General features: G+C 62.9%; 11 protein-coding genes. 6 read left to right on the plus strand and 5 right to left on the minus strand.

The genetic code is table 11. The features are described 5' to 3' along the window. Positions 1–3 precede the first annotated feature (3 nt). The 3 genes from ACZYTC_RS08690 (at position 4) to ACZYTC_RS08700 (ending at position 3191) form a co-directional block, all read left to right on the plus strand. Positions 4–948, plus strand: coding sequence for an ABC transporter permease (locus tag ACZYTC_RS08690; RefSeq protein WP_488989341.1), 945 nt, complete (start codon positions 4–6; stop codon positions 946–948). Between the two features lie 22 nt (positions 949–970). Next, a complete protein-coding gene (locus tag ACZYTC_RS08695; protein WP_488989342.1) occupies positions 971–1732 on the plus strand; it encodes an SDR family NAD(P)-dependent oxidoreductase in 762 nt (253 codons plus the stop codon). Positions 1733–1970: 238 nt separating this feature from the next. Further along, positions 1971–3191 (plus strand): ROK family transcriptional regulator, encoded by a 1221-nt coding sequence (locus tag ACZYTC_RS08700; RefSeq protein WP_488989343.1) that lies wholly within the window; start codon positions 1971–1973, stop codon positions 3189–3191. Between the two features lie 25 nt (positions 3192–3216). Here ACZYTC_RS08700 and ACZYTC_RS08705 read toward each other — a convergent pair whose 3' ends face one another. Continuing rightward, a complete protein-coding gene (locus ACZYTC_RS08705) occupies positions 3217–6018 on the minus strand; it encodes an aminotransferase class I/II-fold pyridoxal phosphate-dependent enzyme (protein ID WP_441771745.1) in 2802 nt (933 codons plus the stop codon). A gap of 386 nt (positions 6019–6404) precedes the next feature. Here ACZYTC_RS08705 and ACZYTC_RS08710 point away from each other — a divergent pair, with 386 nt between their 5' ends. From ACZYTC_RS08710 to ACZYTC_RS08720, 3 genes are all read left to right on the plus strand, one after another. Continuing rightward, the gene (locus ACZYTC_RS08710; protein WP_488989344.1) at positions 6405–7040 is read left to right on the plus strand and encodes a class I SAM-dependent methyltransferase; all 636 of its coding nucleotides are present in this window, start codon (positions 6405–6407) and stop codon (positions 7038–7040) included. Continuing rightward, positions 7037–7210, plus strand: a complete 174-nt coding sequence (locus ACZYTC_RS08715; protein ID WP_488989345.1) for a hypothetical protein — start codon at positions 7037–7039, stop codon at positions 7208–7210. Before ACZYTC_RS08710 ends, ACZYTC_RS08715 begins: the two co-directional genes overlap by 4 nt. 82 nt (positions 7211–7292) lie before the next feature. After that, complete coding sequence (locus ACZYTC_RS08720; RefSeq protein WP_488989346.1) at positions 7293–7973, plus strand: haloacid dehalogenase type II; 681 nt, start codon at positions 7293–7295, stop codon at positions 7971–7973. Here the strand turns inward: ACZYTC_RS08720 and ACZYTC_RS08725 are convergent. The 4 genes from ACZYTC_RS08725 to ACZYTC_RS08740 are packed head-to-tail and all read right to left on the minus strand — an operon-like array spanning position 7970 to position 17087. Beyond that, entirely contained in the window at positions 7970–11077 is a 3108-nt protein-coding gene (locus ACZYTC_RS08725) for an efflux RND transporter permease subunit (protein WP_488989347.1), read from the minus strand. The two genes, ACZYTC_RS08720 and ACZYTC_RS08725, sit on opposite strands and share 4 nt — an antisense overlap. Then, on the minus strand, positions 11074–14262 hold the full coding sequence (locus tag ACZYTC_RS08730) for an efflux RND transporter permease subunit (RefSeq protein WP_488989348.1): 3189 nt from the start codon (positions 14260–14262) through the stop codon (positions 11074–11076). Before ACZYTC_RS08730 ends, ACZYTC_RS08725 begins: the two co-directional genes overlap by 4 nt. Then, entirely contained in the window at positions 14259–15641 is a 1383-nt protein-coding gene (locus ACZYTC_RS08735) for an efflux RND transporter periplasmic adaptor subunit (RefSeq protein WP_488989349.1), read from the minus strand. Before ACZYTC_RS08735 ends, ACZYTC_RS08730 begins: the two co-directional genes overlap by 4 nt. A gap of 60 nt (positions 15642–15701) precedes the next feature. Beyond that, complete coding sequence (locus ACZYTC_RS08740; RefSeq protein WP_434956462.1) at positions 15702–17087, minus strand: efflux transporter outer membrane subunit; 1386 nt, start codon at positions 17085–17087, stop codon at positions 15702–15704. Between the last annotated feature and the right edge of the window lie 138 nt (positions 17088–17225).

Below are 17225 nucleotides of genomic sequence, written 5' to 3' on the forward strand. Positions count from 1 at the left end.
AGCATGATACGCCTGCGTTTCCTCGCGCCCTATCTGCCCTGGATCGCCCTGATCCTCGCCATCCTCGTCGTGGGTGCGTTCGACGCACGCTTTCTCGATCCCATGACGCTGATCGGCCTGATGGCGGACAATGCCACCCTGTTCGTGATGGCTCTCGGCATGACCTTCGTGATCTATGTCGGATCGGTCGATCTGTCGATGCAATCGGTGGCCGCCATCGCCTCCATCGTGCTCGCTCTGCTACTGCCGGGACACGGCCTGATCGCCATTCCGGCCGCCATCCTCATCGGGGGGGTGTTCGGCCTGCTCTCGGGGTTCGTGCATGGCAAGCTGCGCATTCCCAGCTTCGTCGCCACCCTCGCCACTGGAGGTATAGCGGCGACGACGGCTCTTTGGATTTCGGGCCAGCGGGCGATCGGCATCCCCGGCGAAATCCGCGGCGACGCCCTCAGCTGGATCATTGGCTCCACGCTCGGCCTGCCCAACGAAATCTGGGTCAGTCTCGTTATCTTTGTCCTGGCCTTTGTGCTGGAGCAGGCAACGCCCTTCGGAAAGAGGATGAAGGCCGTCGGCTGCAGCGAACCCGCCGCAACCGTCTCCGGCATCCGTGTCGTCAGGATCAAATTGGCCGTCTTTGCCCTGGCTGGCGCCTTTGCCGCCATGTCCGGCGTCATGCTCGCGGCTCGTCTGTCAAGCGGAACACCCACCATCGCCAATGAATTCCTGCTCCCTGCCATTGCCGCGGTCGTGCTGGGCGGCACCTCGCTGACCGGCGGTAATGGCGGGGTTCTGCGAACGCTGGCGGGGACCATGCTGATCGCCGTGTTTCGCACGGGCATGACCTTCGTCGGGGTCAATGCTCTCGCGCAACAGATCGTCTTCGGCACGATCCTGATCCTGGCCGTCTGCCTCAACAGCGGTCATGCGCCCAAGGGCGTGATGAAATAGCCACCACTACATAGGAAAAACGATGCTCGAGAAATTTCGTCTGGACGGCAAGACCGCACTTATCACTGGGGGCAATCGCGGCATTGGGCTCGCCATCGCACACGCCTTGGGTGAGGCCGGAGCAAAGCTCCTGATTTCAGGGCGAAGCAAGGTCGAGCAGGCCGAGCAGGGTCTGGCCGATGCCGGCTATGATGTTGCCTTTGTCCAAGCCGACATTCGCGACCCGGCCGCGCCGCAGCGCCTCGTCGATGCGGCTCTCACACGCTGGGGCCAGCTCGACATTCTCGTCAACAATGCCGGCGTTGCCAGCCATGGCGATACCCCCGATTTCGACGAGGAGCGCTGGCGCCAGGTGATGGACACCAATGTCGATGCCGTCTTTCGCGGCTGCCGCGCGGCTCTCGTACCGATGCGCAAGCAAGGCAGCGGCGCGATCGTGAATGTAGGCTCGATTTCCGGGTTTATTTCCAATGTGCCGCAGAACCAGGTTGCCTATAACGCCTCCAAGGCTGCGGTTCACATGATGACGAAGAGCCTGGCCAGCGAGTTCGCCGCCGAGAACATCCGCATCAACGCGGTTGCGCCCGGCTATATCGATACCAACATGTCACGCGGCGGCATCGAAAACCCCGACTGGTTCCCGATCTGGCGCGATATGACCCCGATGGCCAGGGTTGGGACGCCCGACGAAGTTGCCGCTTGCGTGCTGTTCCTGTGCGCGCCGGCTTCGAGCTATGTCACCGGTGAGGTTCTGGTCGTGGACGGCGGCTATCTGACCCGCTGACCCCGCTCGTCTTCTCGGCCATGGAAAGGACTGGACCATCGAGGCGACATCCAGAGCAAAGCGCGCTTGAACGCAAACACCTCTTTGCTCTAGTTCATTGTTTCCAAGCCAATCCAATGGATTGGCATGAGCGTCTTTGCGATTCTGGGCGATTCCGCCGAGTCGCAAAGCGCTTTAGGGTCTAAACAAGGCATGTCTCGTTGGGCAGGGCTGAAGTCCTGTCGGCATTGGTCGCGTCATGAATGAGTCCAACCGGGAAAGACCGGTCCCATCGTCCGCCGGGCGACGCAGGCCGCGAGGCTACAATGCCTCGCGGGTCGGCGACCTCAATCGGGGCCTGGTCATTGAGGGCATTCGGCAGTCGCCCGGGATCGGGCGCACGCATCTTGCCACTGAGACGGGCCTGACGCCTTCGGCCATCACCCAGATCGTCGCTGCGTTGATGGAAGAGGGGCTGGTGGCGGAGGTTGCAGCCACACCGGCGGCGGATCGTGCCGGGCGTCCACGCCTGGGTCAGCCTATCCGTGGATTGCGCCTCATCTCGGGTTACGCCGCCACGATCGGCCTGCACTTCGATCACGAGTTTGCCCGGGCCGTGCTCGTCGATGTTGCCGGCAACATCATCGCGCATGAGAAAGAGCAGTTGCGCATCGAGGAACCCGAACCGTCCACGCATCTGCTCGCTACGCTGTTCTCCCGCCTCGATGCCCATCCGATGCGCCCCAAAAAGCTGCTTGGCGTCGGCGTCTCGGTCATGGGGCCGGTCGATCACGACAGGGGGGCAGTCGGGCAATCGAGCCAATACCCCGCCTGGCGCAACTATCCCTTCGAAAAGGCGCTGTCTGAGCTGATCGGACACGATGTCTTCATCGCGATCAACGGGGCGGCGGCCGGCCTGGGGGAATATTGGTTCGGCGGCGGCCATCATCTGCCCAGCTATATCTATGCCTTTGTCGGCTATGGCCTGGGCGGCGCCCTGATCTTCAACCGGCGGGCCGTACGCGGCTCCTACGGCAATGCCGGCGAGATCGGCCATATCCATACCTATCCGAACGGCGAGATCTGCTATTGCGGTGCCCGCGGTTGCCTGGAAACCGTAGTGTCGTTGCGCGGGCTGGCGCGTTTCCTGGGCAAGCCCAATGTCGAGTCCCTGGATTTTTCCGCGCCGGGCTTTTGCGACGATCCCGATCTCGGCCGCTGGGTCGAGCAGGCGGGCACCGATCTCGGCCGCGCCTTGACCAGCGTGTCCAATATCACCGACATCTCCAGTATCCTGATAAGCGGCCTGCTGCCTGAACCCGTGCTGGGACGCCTCGTCGAGCGCACGCGCCGCACAGTCGCCGCCTATCAGATGAATGCGCGGCCCAAACCCATCGTGTTGGAGCGGGCGCAGGCACCGAGCGACCTTGTCGCTGCCCTCGGTGCTGCTGCCATGCCACTTTACGGCAATCTGTTCTGACGCTTCCGGCGCCAGGCTCACCATTCTAGTTCTGCATGGCCTCCTGCTGGGCCTGGATCACGGTGGTCTTGGCCAGCGCCCGCTCCTGGGTGCGGGCCAGGGCCTCTTCGCTGAAGATGCGGAAGCCGAGATCCGGGCGGTAGCCATGGATCTCGTGCACGTCGAGGGCCGACATGAACTGGAGGATCTCCATGCTGATGACCTGGCCGGGCACCAGGATTGGGAAACCGGGCGGGTAGGGGATCACGAACAAAGCCGAGACGAGTTCGCGTCCCGCCTGGATCGCCCGGGAGGCCTCCATCATGTTCACATACTCGCAATTGCTGTCGTCATAGGACAGGAAGAAGGCGCTGCGGATGTCGCCATTGCGGGTCTGCGTGTTGCTGGCGAGATTGTCGCCGCGGAAAGCCCGGTGGAAGCTGGAGAAATCCGGCAAGGGCGGATGTTCGAGCGTCAAGGATCGCACCTTCTTGGCGTGGATGCGCCGCTCGATACTGCTCATGTCCGCGGCGCTGCGGTCGAGATCGCGCGCGATCTTGACCAGTACCTCGATCAGATAGGCCACCGCCGAGCGCGTCGAGCCGATATTGGTCATGAACAGGACCGTGTTGCGCGAGGTCTTGTTGATCTGGATGCCGTATTTGTCCATCAACTCCTTGTTCTTGAAGGTGTCGCCGTCGAGGCCGGTGGCGCCGATCGCCAGTGTCGCCCGGGTCGGATCGAGCGCGAACTCGTCGGTGCGCCAGGCCAGCTCGAAATTGTTCCAGCCCGTCTCCTCGTTGAAATAGCTCTCGACGCCGGATTCCCGGTGCTGCAGCGGCACGAGGTCGCCGACCGCCAGGAAGCGGAAATAGCGCTTGAGCAGGGGATGCGCCTGCACCTGGTCGCGCAGGTTCATCGCCAGTTCGAGCTGGCGCTGCACCAGTTCATAGCCCTCGAGCTCCACCTGTCGCCGGCCGACATCGAGCGAGGCGAGGATCTGGTAGTTCGGCGAAGTAGAGGTATGGGTCATATAGGCTTCGTGGAAGGCCTCCTCCGCCTTGTCCCGGAAATCCTGGTCCCAGACATGGATCATCGAGCCCTGGCGCAAGGCCGTTAGGGTCTTGTGGGTCGAGTGGGTGGCGTAGGTACGTATGCGCACCTTGTCGGGATCGGGGATCAGCTGCCGTTCGAGCAACGCCTCCTCGTCATCCCAATTGACGCTGGCGGCGAACTCCTCGTAGCGCTTGGCATAGGCCGGATCCTTGAACATCTCGGTAAGGCGCGCCGCCGTGGCCATGGCAGTGCGCGGGCGATAGACCGGATGGCAGCGCGCGAAGGCAAACCAGGCCTCGTCCCACAAGAAGACCAGATCCGGCTTGATCGCCAGGCATTCCAGCATCACGCGTTCGACATCGTAGACGATGCCGTCGAAGGTGCAGTTGGTCAAAAGCACCATGCGCACCCGGTCCAGCGTACCGGCGCGCTTGAAGCTCAGCAGCGTTTCCTTGATGTGGCGGATCGGCACGGCGCCATACATCGAATATTGGTCGAGCGGGTAGGAGTCGAGATAGGCGACCTGTGCCCCCGCCAGCACCAGGCCGTAATGGTGCGATTTGTGGCAGTTGCGATCGACCAGCACGATATCGTCGGGCCGCACCAGGGCTTGCACCACGATCTTGTTGCAAGTCGAGGTGCCGTTGGTGGCGAAATAGGTACGGCGGGCGCCGAAGGCCCGCGCGGCATGTTCCTGGGCAATCTTGAGGGGACCGACCGGATCGAGCAGGGAATCGAGGCCACCCGAGGTCGCCGACGTCTCGGCCATGAACAGGTTCATGCCGTAGAATTGCAAGAGGTCCCCGATCCAGCTCGAATTGAGGATCGCCTTGCCACGGGCAAGGGGCAAGGCGTGGAACACGCCGGTCGGCTGCTTGGCATAATCCCGCAGCGCGTCAAAGAAGGGGGTGTGGTAGCGCTCTCCGACTCCCTGCATGATGGCGCCATAGAGTTCGACATGGTCCTCTTCGCCGAAGAAGATGCGCTTGAACACTTCGCCGGCGGTCGCCGCGATATCCTCCACCTTCATGTCCGTGACCAGATAGAGGTCGAGCTCCGGACGCAATCGAGCGATCTGGCGGCCAAGCAAAGGGCCCCGCTCGAATTCGGGTATGGTTTCGATGCCGTCCTGAACACCGTCGAGGAAGCGGCGCAGCATATCGTCGCTGTAGATCGAACGGAAAGGAAAGCCGTGGCGGATCACCACCGCCTGCAGGTTGAAGTTCACCAGCGTGGCGATCAGGGCGTCTTCGAAACTGGGCACGATGACGATGTCGAAGATGAACTCATCCTCGGCATGGCGCTTGCGCTGAACGCGCCGGCGTAGCGCCGCCTCTTCGCTGGCCGACATCTCGTCGACGATGAGCACTTCGAAATAGGGGCGCGACAACTGTGCCTGACGTTCGCTTTCGGTCTCGATCTGCGAGGGCAGTTCGCCATCGCCTTCGAGCGAGCTTGCCTCATGCCGATAGGTCCGGGCTACCAGCACGCGATGGATGCGGCGTGCCGTTTGATGCGCACGCGCCAACTCGCCCCGTTCAATCCAGTTACACAGATCGGCGAAGACCCGGCCCCCCGGAAAGGCCCAATAGCTTTCGATCGGGGAGAGGGCGGCAATCAGCTCGCTGATATGGGTCAGGCGGGACTGGCGTTCGGGATGGTCGGGAGGGAGGGCTACCAGTCGGCTCAGATCGTCGACGAGGCCGATCCAGCTTTCAGAGCGCATTTCCCAGACGCTGCGATGACGGCTTAGCGCGTTCTTGCTTTTGTCGAACGAGGCCCCGGCATTCATATGTTCCTCCAACGCATTATCGTTATACTTTGTGATTTCTTCCGCGAGAGGTGGTAGCGGACATCGTAGGTTGGTTTTTGAGAGATATGCTTTGGACTTCGCCCAAGCACATCCCTTCATCAACCGCCGCGCCCGTCACGCATCGTCGAAGATACTGATCGGCTCGATTTCGATTCTGACGGCCAATCCTCCCCGGATCTCTTGATACTGGCAGGTAGCTTACAGTCACCGGGATGTCGCACAAGCGGATTTCAGTGCGGAGCCGAGCTATTTCGCCAGAGATGATGGGCTATTCATTCATCTTCCGCACAGGCAGGTACCATAGGACGGCGGGATAAAGGCCGGCACCCGACCATGCGGTAAAAGGAAGGAAAACGGGTATCTCCATGCCAGCGACGATTGCCCGAACTGCCGGCAGAACTCTCTTCGGAGAGAATGCGCGCGCCTATGCTGCTTTCAGGCCTGACTATCCCGATCGCATCTTTGAGATCCTCGAGACCCGTTGCCGGGTGGGTGAGGGCAAGAGCGTGTTCGAGATTGGGCCAGGAACCGGTCTGGCGACCGTTCCATTGCTCGCCATGGGCTGCCGAGTGACGGCTGTCGAGCCGGATGCTAGGCTGGCAGCGTTTCTCGTCGATAGCCAGAACGCGCATGCAGACAGGCTGAACGTGCAGACTGTTACGTTCGAAGAGGCTATTATGCCGGCCGCCTCCTTCGATCTTGGCATTGCCGCAACCTCCCTCCACTGGATCGAGCCCGGCCAGGCCCTGGCTAAAGCATTCCACCTTCTGCGTCCCGGCGGGCATTGGGCGATGTGGTGGAACATCTTCGGAGACCCGGATGAAGCCGACGCGTTCCATCAACGCACGCACGCGCTGTTCGAGCGATTGCAGAAAAGTCCCTCGCATGGCGACGGGCCGAAAGGGCATTTCGGCCTCGACAGGAAGCACCGTATTGCCGAGCTCGAACAAGCGGGTTTGAGTCCATCATTGCCGAGGAGGTGCGCTGGCGGCCCGTTTTGAACAAGCAGCAAATCCTTGGGCTGACAGCCACCTTTTCTCCCGTCGCCCGACTGCCGGAAATTGAACGCCAGGCGTTCCTCGACCGCATCGGAGCCATTGTCGACGAGGAGTTCGGGGGCAGGGTTATGCGGCATTTCATGACGGCCATCTACACCGCGAGGCGACCTTGAAAGGCGCTTCACCTGTTGCCGTATGATCGTTGCGGCAGGCCGCCTATCCGGTGTCTTGACAGATTGCTGCAGGAGTTCCTCGATGAATACGCTCGTTCCTTTTTCAGCGGTGTTGTTCGATGCTTACGGCACATTGCTCGACCTTGGCTTCATCACCGAGAAGGCAGAACAGGCCTTTCCTGGCCGCGGCACCGAGCTCTCCGCGCTCTGGCGGGACAAGCAACTCAACTACACATGGCTGCGCACGATCAGCGGAAACTATGCGGATTTCGCGACAGTGACGGCTGATGCACTGGACTATTCCATCGAGCGGCTTGGCCTGACCGCGCCCCGGCAAAAGCGGGACGACCTGCTGGCCGCCTACTGGTCCTTGCCGAGCTTTCCGGAAGTACCTGCCGCGCTGCTGGATCTTCGGAACAAAGGGGTGCGGCTCGGCATCCTCTCGAACGGCACGCCGGCCATGCTGGAGGCTGCATTGCAATCATCTGGGCTCGCCGGCCTCTTCGACGATGTCCTCAGTGTCGACGCCGCCGGCTGCTACAAGACCGCGAGGGCGGCCTATCAGCTGGGGCCGGACCGGCTCGGCATGCCGCCCGGGCGCATTCTGTTCGTCTCGTCGAATAGCTGGGATATCAGCGGCGCAACCTGGTTCGGCTATCACACCTACTGGGTGAACCGCGGCAAGCATCCTCCTGAAAGGTTGGGCACTTCTCCTCACGCCAGCGGTGAGACCCTGAAGGATCTCGCCACCCTGTTCGCCTAACCGGAGCTTGGCGCCTGCACGGTCGCTTGCCCCGGCCGCTGCGGCTTGACACTCCAGCGGCGGTGAAGGCGCGACAGCATGAGATAGATCACCGGCGTGGTGTAGAGCGTGAGGATCTGGCTCACGATCAAGCCTCCCACGATGGTGACGCCGAGCGGGCGCCGCAATTCCGTGCCGGGGCCGGTCGCCAGGATCAGGGGCAGCGCTCCCAAGATAGCGGCGAGCGTGGTCATCAGGATCGGCCGGAACCGCACCAGGCATGCCTCGAAGATGGCCTCACTGGAGCTCAGATTGCGCTCACGCTCGGCTTCCAAGGCGAAATCCACCAGCATGATGCCATTCTTCTTGACGATACCGATCAGCAGGATGATGCCGATGAAGGCGACGATAGTCAGTTCCATATTGGCGAAATGGAGGGCGAGCAGGCCGCCCAGTCCCGCCGAAGGCAGGGTCGAGAGAATCGTGAGCGGGTGCGCCAGGCTTTCATAGAGAACACCGAGCACGATGTAGACGGCCAGCAAGGCCGCCAGGATCAGCAGAGGCTGGCTAGAACCGGATTGAGCCGCCTGCTTGGCGTCGCCGGCAAATTCCCCCCTGATATCGGCGGGAAGGTGCATGCCGGCCACCGCGGCCTCGATGGCATCCGAGGCGTCCTGGATCTTGGTGCCCGGCGCAAGATTGTAGGAGAGGGTAATGGCGGGATATTGCCCCTGATGATTGACCTGCTGTGGCGCGAGCCCTCGTTCCACATAAGCAACCGCCGAGAGCGGCACCAGGCCCGACCTGCCGGGCACGTAGAGGCCTGTCATGTCGCTGGGATCGCGGCTCTGCTCAGGGGATGCGGCGAGCACCACGCGATATTGATTGCGCTGGGTGTAGATCGTGGAGATCTGCCGTTGCGAAAAAGCATTGTTGAGGGCGCTATCGATCGACGTAATGGCCACCCCGAGACGCGCAGCCGCCTCGCGATCGATGACAAGTTTGGCCTGCAAGCCGTTGCGCTGCCTGTCGGAATTGACATCGGTCAATCCCGGCACGGTCTTCAGCCTCTCCATCACCTTCGGCGCCCATTCGACCAGGAGGTCGGAGTCGCCAGACCATAGCGTATACTGGTATTGCGACTGGGACTGGCGCCCGCCCGCGGAAACATCCTGCGGCGAGAACATGAACACGTTGAGCCCGGCAACCGTACGCACGCTCTTGCGTAATTGCGCGATGACATCCTCAGTGGGAGGACGCTGGTCCGGGGGAAGCAAGGAAATGCTGAGCTGACCGGAATTGGTGCCGCCGAAAGGGCTTGAGCCGATGGAGGAACCGACCCCGGTGACATAGGGGTTGCGTTGAATGATCGCCGCGACCTGACGTTGCCAGACCACCACGGCGTCGTAGGATGCATCCGAAGAAGCTTGAGAAAAACCTTGAATAAAGCCGCCATCATCCTGAGGCACCAGCGATTTCGGCAAGGCATAGTAGAGCCAGCCGGTGCCGAAAACCGTGGCGAAGATAACCAGCAGCGTCAGGAAGCCGTGATTGAGCACGCCGCGCAGGCTGGCACCATAGAGGTTCACGACCCGCTGCAGAGTTCCCTCGACCAGGCGATCGAATAGCCCTTGTCGCATACCAGCACTCTCATGGCCACGATGGGCCAGGATCATCGGTGTCAGGGTGAGGGAGATCACGGTCGAGGCGATCACCGCAAAAGCCAGCGTCATCGCGAATTCGAACAGGAACTTGCCGGTAATCCCTCCAGCAAAGAGCAAGGGGATGAAGACGGCCAGGAGCGACAGGCTGATCGACACCACGGTGAAGCCGATTTGCCGGGCACCCTCAATCGCGGCCTGCAGGGGCGGCAGGCCGGCCTCACGCTTGGCATGCACGTTTTCGACCATGACGATGGCGTCGTCGACGACGAAACCGACCGAGACGACCAGCGCCATCAGGGAGAGATTGTCGATGGAAAAATCGGCGAGCCACATCGCCCCGAAGGTGGCAGCCAGCGAAAGCGGCACGGTGACACCGGCCGCCAGGACCGGCGTCGAGCGGCGAAGAAATACGAAGACGACCAGCACGACCAGGATGACGGACGCCATCAACGTCCATTGCATGTCGTCGACGCTGGCGCGGATCGTGGTGGTGCGGTCGGTAAGGATGTCGATGTCGATTCCGGCCGGAATGCGCGCCTTCAGAACTGGCAATAATGCCTTGATGGCATTGACGGTTTCGATGACGTTGCCATTGGCTTCCTTGGTGATGTTGAGAAGGATGGCCGGCTTGCCGTTATAGCTCGCGCTGGAATTGAGGTTGCGAACGCCGCGCTCCACGGTGGCGATATCGCCCAGGCGTACCGCGGTGCCATTGCCCGAACGGATGATGATGGATGCATAATCCTCCGGCGCCGACATCTGGCCGCCGGTGTCGAGCGCCATGACGATGTCGGGGCCGTCCAGGGAGCCGAGCGGACTGATGGCGTTGGCCGCCACGATCGCCTGGCGCACCGCTTCCATCGACAGGCCCATGGCCGCAATGCGATCAGGATTGAGCGTGACCCGGATGGCCGGCTGATCCGCGCCGCTGACGGCGACTTCGCCGACACCCTCGACCTGCGAAATACGCTGCACGATCACGCTGTCGGCGGCATCGAACATGTCGCTGGCGCCAACCGTATCGGAGGTCATCGCCAGGATCAGGATCGGACGGGCATTCGGGTTGAACTTGCGGAAGGAGGGCGCGGTGGACAGATCCGACGGCAGGTCGGATGCCGCGGCATTGATGGCGGCCTGCACGTCCTGTGCCGCGCTGTCGACGTCGCGGGCGATGTCGAACTGGATGATGATGAGGGTCGAGCCCAGGGATGAGCGCGACGTGATCTCGGTCACGCCGGCAATCGACCCGAGCTTGCGTTCAAGCGGCGCCGCGACGCTGGCAGCCATGGTCGACGGATCGGCGCCGGGACGGCTGGCTGTTACCACGATGGTCGGCAGATCGATGGCGGGCAAGCTGGAGACCGGCAATTGCCGATAGGCGGCGAGCCCCACCAGCAACAGCCCCATCGCCAGGAGGATGGTGCCGATCGGCCTGCGGATGAAGGGCTCCGAGATGTTCATGCCTGCGGTATCGCCTGCGGCTTGCGGGCAAAGCGCTCGCGCAGCCGCTCGAAGCCGAGATAGATCACGGGGGTGGTGTAGAGCGTCAGCAACTGGCTCAGCAGCAGGCCGCCGATGATGGTGATGCCGAGCGGTATCCGCAGTTCCGATCCCATGCCGTGGCCGAGCGCCAGCGGCAGGGCGCCGAACAGTGCCGCCAGCGTGGTCATCATGATAGGCCGGAAGCGCAGGGCCGAAGCGGTGACGATGGCTTCATGCGGATCCATGCCTCGTTCGCGCTGCGCCTCGATGGCAAAGTCGATCATCATGATGGCGTTCTTCTTGACGATACCCATCAAGAGCACGATGCCGATCAGCGCGATGAGGGACAGTTCATGGCCGGTATATTCGAGCGCAAGCAAGGCGCCGACGCCAGCCGATGGCAAGGTCGAGAGGATCGTCACCGGATGGATGGCGCTCTCATAGAGCACGCCCAGCACGATATAGATGGTGATCACGGCCGCCAGGATCAGCCAGGGCTGGTTGGCGAGGGAGGAAGAAAACTCCGCCGCATCGCCGGTGAAACGGGTGGAGATCGACGCCGGCATGCCGATCGCGGCCTGCGCCTGGCGGATCGCGGCAACGGCATCGCTGAGCGAGGCTCCGTGGGCGACATCGAAACTGATGGTTGCCGAGGGGAATTGATCGTCGTGCTCGACCACCAGCGGCGCCGTCTCGTGACGGATGCTGGTGAAGGCGCTCAGGGGCACCTGATTGTCGGCGGCGCCCGATGCGGTCGGTATGTTGGTCGCAGTACCGCTGGCGCCGACTGTCCCCGCCGTGGGATTGGTGGTGGTGGCAAGCCCGGAGGTGCTGGCTGAGCTGGGAACATAGATCCGGCTGAGCACGCTCGGTCCCACCTGATCGTCGAGCGCCGCCTCCAGGATGACGCGATATTGGTTGGCCTGGGCATAGATGGTAGCGACCTGGCGTTGGCCGAAAGCATTGTTCAGGGCGTTGGAGATGTCCTGCATGGACACACCAAGGCGGGATGCGGTGTCGCGGTCGACATCCACGAAGAGCCTGGCACCGCCATTCTGCACTTCCGAGGTGACGTCGCGCATCACGCCGGAGCGTTCGAGTTCGGCGGCCAACTGGTCGGCCCAGCGGTCGACGTCGTTCGCATCGGTGCCGGTCAGCGTATATTGGTAGGGCGCGCGGCCGGCTCGCGCGGTAATGCGGATGTCCTGCACGCTCTGATAGGTCACGCGCAGGCCCGGCAGCCGGTTGGTCTCGGCCTGCAGGCGCGGAATGATATCGGTGGCGCCTGCCTTGCGCTCGTTGCGCGGCTTGAGCACCAGGGAGAGCGAGCCGGTATTGGAGGTGAGATTGCTCCCCGAGACGCCGATGCTGGCCACGGCGGAGAGGATATCGGGGTCCTTGCGGGCAATGTCGGCAATGGTGGCCTGCGCCTTCTTCATGGCATCGAAGGAGGCCGTCGGCTCGGCCTGGATCACGGCCGTGATCAGCCCGGTATCCTGCTGGGGCAGGAAGCCCTTGGGCATGGCGATATAGAGCCAGACTGTGGTGGCCAGCGTGCCGAGCGTGAGGAGCAACATCAAAAAGCCGTGGCGCAAGGTCCATACCAAGCTGGCCCGATAACCGCGGATGACGGCATCGAAGCCGCGATCGACCCAGTCCAGCAGCCCCTTGCGCTCACTATGGCCTGATTTGAGCAGGCGCGCGCACATCATTGGCGTCAGTGTCAGCGAGATCACGGCCGAAACGACCACGGCGATGGTCAGGGTCAGGGCGAATTCGCGGAACATGCGCCCGACGATGCCGGTCATGAACAGGAGCGGAATGAACACCGCGATCAGCGATACCGTCAGCGAAATGATGGTGAAGCCGATTTCCTTGGCACCCTTGAGCGCGGCATCGAACGGATTCTCGCCATCCTCGATATGGCGCACGATGTTCTCGATCATCACGATGGCGTCGTCGACCACGAAGCCGGCGCCGATGGTGAGCGCCATCAGCGAGAGATTGTCGAGGCTGAAGCCGCAGAACCACATGACGCCAAAAGCCGCGATCAACGAGAGCGGCAGGGCGACGCCCGCGATGATGGTCGCGCGTAAGGTTCTGAGGAAGACGAAGACGACTAGAATCACCAGGCCGACGCTGAGAGCCAGGGTCATCTCCACTTCGTCGATCGAGGCCTTGATGGTTTGCGTGCGATCGTTGACGACTTCGAGCGAGATGTCGGCCGGCAGGCTGCGGCGGAGCTCCGGCAACGCCGCCAGCACGCTGTTGACCGTGGCGATCACATTGGCGCCCGGCTGGCGCATGATGTCGATCACCACGGCCGGCTGGCCGTTGTAATAGGCACCCACCCGTGCGTTTTCCAGGCCCTCGACCACATCGGCGATGTCCTTGAGTCGCACGGGAGCGCTGTTGCGGTAGGCGATCACCACGTCGGCGAAAGCATCGGCCGCGCTGATCTGGTCATTGGCCGCGATCGTGTAGGACTGGGCCGCGCCGTTGAGGGAGCCCTTGGCGCCGGCAACCGTCGAGGTGGTGATGGCGAGCCTTATATCCTCCAGGCCCAGACCATAAGCCGCGGCCCGGGCAAGATTGACCTGCACCCTTAGGGCCGGGCGCACGCCGCCTTGCACGTCGACATGGCCGACGCCGCTGACCTCGGCGAAGCGCTGAGCCAGCAGGGTATCGGCCATGTCGGACAGGTTTCGGATGGTCTGCGTCTTCGAACGCAGCGCCAGGGTCAGGATCGGCGTGTCGGCCGGGTTCACCTTGGCATAGCTCGGCGGGTAGGGCAGGCCTGAGGGCAAGGTGGAAGCTGAGGCGTTGATGGCCGCCTGCACGTCCTGAGCGGCACCGTCGATGTCGCGATCCAGATTGAACTGCAGCGTGATCTGGCTGATGCCGAAAGCCGACGACGAAACCATGGTCGCAATCGACGGGATCTGGCCGAGATTGCGCTCCAGGGGGGCCGTCACCAGTTTCGCCATGGTTTCCGGTTCGGCCCCCGGCAACTGGGTGGTGATCTGGATGGTCGGGAAATCGACCTGGGGCAGGGGGGCGATCGGCAAGGCAAAATAGCCGAGCAGACCGCCCAGCAGCACGGCGATGCCGAGCAGTGAGGTGGCGATCGGCCGGAGAATGAAGGGGGCGGAGACCCCGTTCATGGCGCTGGTGCTGGCGCAGGCGTAGCGCCGCCACCCTGTTGGCGACGATGCCCTTTGCGTTGAGGCTGGCCGTCTCCTCCCTCCGCCTTGCCGCCGCTCTCGGGCTGCGCGGCGGGCGCCGGCGCCTCCAGGCCCTCCTCGTCGTCTTCGGCCGGAACGGCCCCCGACTTGGAAACCTCGACCTTGGCACCGTCGCTCAGCCTTGCAAAGCCAGTGGTGATGATCTTCTCGCCGTTTTTCAGGCCGCTATCGACGACAACCTGCTCATCGCCTTGCTGGCTGACGGTGACCGGGCGCATCTTGGCGGTACCGTCATCACCAAGCACATAGACGAAAGTGCCGTTGGGCCCGCGCTGGATCGCCGCGGTGGGCGCAACGACGACACCTGCCAGTGTTCTCACCTTGAGCTTGGCATTCACGAAGGCCCCGGGCCACAGACCCAGCGAGGCGTTGGGAAAGATCGCCTTGAGCTGAATCGTGCCGGTGCTGGCATCCACCTCGTTGTTGATGACTTCGAGCTTGCCGGTATCGATCACGATTTTGTTGTCGCCGCGAACGGCCTCGACCTGCAACGGTTCCTTGCCACCGGCCGGCGCGATCTCGGCCAAGGCCTGTTGCGGCACCGAGAACAGGACCGCGATGGGCTTGATCTGCGTCAGCGTGACGAGGCCCGTGCTGCTGGAAGCCTGGACGACATTGCCCACATCCACGTTGCGGATGCCGGCGCGTCCGTCGATCGGCGCCGTAATGATGGTGTAAGCCAGGGTCGCCTGTGCGCTGGCGATGGCCGCATCGTCCGATTTGAGTTGGGCCTCGTATTGCGCCACGGTGGAGCGCTGCGTATCGGCCGTCTGCCGGGTTACCGAATTGCTGGCGACCAGGCCCATATAGCGCTGGAGGTCGCGCTTGGCATTGTCGAGCAGGGCCTGATCCTGGGCTTTCTTGGCAATGGCCTGGTCCAGCGTGGCCTTGTAGGTCGAATCGTCGATACGGGCGATCACGTCGCCCTTCTTGACGTCCTGGCCCTCCCGAAACGGCATTTCGACGATCTGCCCGCCCACCTGCGGGGTGATCGTCACGGTATTGTACGCCTTCACGGTACCGACACCGTAGAGATAAACAGGCACGTCGGCTGTCTTGGCTTCAGCGATCAGCACGGGCAGGGGGCCGCTATCGAAACTGCCGCGGCGGCTGCGCCGGCCGCCGCCCGCCCTTGCTGGCGCGGGCTTGCTCTGGTCGGCGGTCTCGGCCGGCGGCAGATAGGCCTGCAACCATGGCGGAGCTGAGGCGCGCCAGCGATCACGCGTCAGATAGGCCGCCCCGGCTCCAGCAGCCAGCAGAACGGCCAATGTCACGAGGCTGCGCGAAAGTCTGGGCATTTCAACTCACTCGAATCGGGAACGGGCGCGAGTCGGGTTTCGCATCGCCCATAACAGTTTCTAGTTTTGCGGCGTTTGCGCGGCGGACGTCGTCCAGCCACCGCCCAACGCCTGATGCAGGCTGATCAACGCCTGCAGACGCAGCAGCTTGACCTGTATCAGCGTGTCCTGGGCGTTGAAGAGAGTTTGCTCAGTTTGCAGCACGGTCACCAGATCGACGGTGCCCTCGCGCAATTGCTGCTCCGAGATGGTGTAGGCCTTGCGCGAACTCACCACCACGGCCTGCTGTAACACCTCCTGGCGGGCATATTGGCGCACGGCAGCCAAGGCGTTCTCGACGTCGACGAAGGCCTGCACCACGGTCTTGCGATAGGCAGCCACTTGGGCGCTCTGCACGCCATTGGCCCGCTCGACATTGCCGCGCAAGGTACCGCCGTCGAAGATCGGCTGCGTCAGGCCCGCAGCGATCGAATAGAAACCCGCTGCGGGATCGAACAGGCTCTTGAGTGCGGCGCTCTGCACGCCGCCTTGCCCGGTCAGGGAGATCGAGGGGAATTGGGCAGCCCTCGCAGACAGCGCATCCTGGTGGGAAGCAATCAGAGTGGCTTGGGCGGCGGCGATGTCGGGCCGGCGAGTCAACAATTGCGAGGGGAGCCCTGCCGCGACGGTCGGTACGCGCAAACGTCCCAGCCCCCCGCCCTTGATACTCACCAGGGCAGGGGGACTGCCGACCAGCAGGGCAACAGCGGCCTTGTTTTGCGCGACCGACAGTTCCAGCGGCGGGATGCTGGCGCGTTGCTGGTCGAGCAGGCTCTGCTGCTGGGCGACCTGAAGAGATGTCGCCGTCCCGGCCTTGAGCTGATTGTTGATCAGCGTCATGATTCGTGTGGCACTGGCGACGTTATCGCGCGCAATGCGCAGCCTGTCCTGGGCGCCGAGGATGGCGAAATAGGCATCCGCCACATTGGCGATCGCCGTCAGTTCGACCGTGTCGCGATCGAAGCGGCTTGCAGCCTCGCTGGACCTGGCACTCGCCAGCGCCTGGCTGTTCTTGCCCCAGAAATCGATCTCGTAGCTTGCGCTCGCCGACAGGCCATAGGTGGCCCGCCCACGCCCGACCCGTCCCGTCGACGAGGCGGCGCGGGCGCGCTGGGCCGAGATGTCGCCATCGATCTGCGGAAACAGCGGGGCCCTGGCAATGGTGATGCCCGCCTGTGCCTGCTCGATATTGGCAATCGCGGTCGCGATATCGAGATTGCCCATCTGCGCCTGCTGGACCAGCGCCGTCAGTTCGGGGGATCCGAAGCTACGCCACCAATCCGTGCGCACCGGCTCTGCCGGCTTCGCCTTCGAGGCCTGGTCGTAAGCGCTCGGCACCGCAATCGCGAGATTGAGCGGGCGAACATCGGCGCAACCGGCCAGGATCGTCGCAAACGCGGTCAACATACCGACTGCCGTTGCTGAAGTACGCATCTGACGAAGAGAAAGCTTCACGATGGGGCCTTCGAAAAAGGGCATTCCAGCGAACCTAAGCAGTTCCTTGCGATCGAGCCATGGGCACGGTCACAAGGAAATTGCAAGATA

This window comes from Labrys sp. F242 (genome assembly GCF_057813875.1).

Excerpts from the sequence above, each read along its gene's own strand:
- ACZYTC_RS08700 (WP_488989343.1), top strand. The coding sequence starts at position 1,971 with ATGAATGAGTCCAACCGGGAAAGACCGGTCCCATCGTCCGCCGGGCGA.
- ACZYTC_RS08695 (WP_488989342.1), top strand. The coding sequence starts at position 971 with ATGCTCGAGAAATTTCGTCTGGACGGCAAGACCGCACTTATCACTGGG.
- ACZYTC_RS08710 (WP_488989344.1), top strand. The coding sequence starts at position 6,405 with ATGCCAGCGACGATTGCCCGAACTGCCGGCAGAACTCTCTTCGGAGAG.
- ACZYTC_RS08725 (WP_488989347.1), bottom strand. The coding sequence starts at position 11,077 with ATGAACATCTCGGAGCCCTTCATCCGCAGGCCGATCGGCACCATCCTC.
- ACZYTC_RS08740 (WP_434956462.1), bottom strand. The coding sequence starts at position 17,087 with ATGTTGACCGCGTTTGCGACGATCCTGGCCGGTTGCGCCGATGTTCGC.
- ACZYTC_RS08720 (WP_488989346.1), top strand. The coding sequence starts at position 7,293 with ATGAATACGCTCGTTCCTTTTTCAGCGGTGTTGTTCGATGCTTACGGC.
- ACZYTC_RS08735 (WP_488989349.1), bottom strand. The coding sequence starts at position 15,641 with ATGCCCAGACTTTCGCGCAGCCTCGTGACATTGGCCGTTCTGCTGGCT.
- ACZYTC_RS08730 (WP_488989348.1), bottom strand. The coding sequence starts at position 14,262 with ATGAACGGGGTCTCCGCCCCCTTCATTCTCCGGCCGATCGCCACCTCA.
- ACZYTC_RS08705 (WP_441771745.1), bottom strand. The coding sequence starts at position 6,018 with ATGAATGCCGGGGCCTCGTTCGACAAAAGCAAGAACGCGCTAAGCCGT.
- ACZYTC_RS08690 (WP_488989341.1), top strand. The coding sequence starts at position 4 with ATGATACGCCTGCGTTTCCTCGCGCCCTATCTGCCCTGGATCGCCCTG.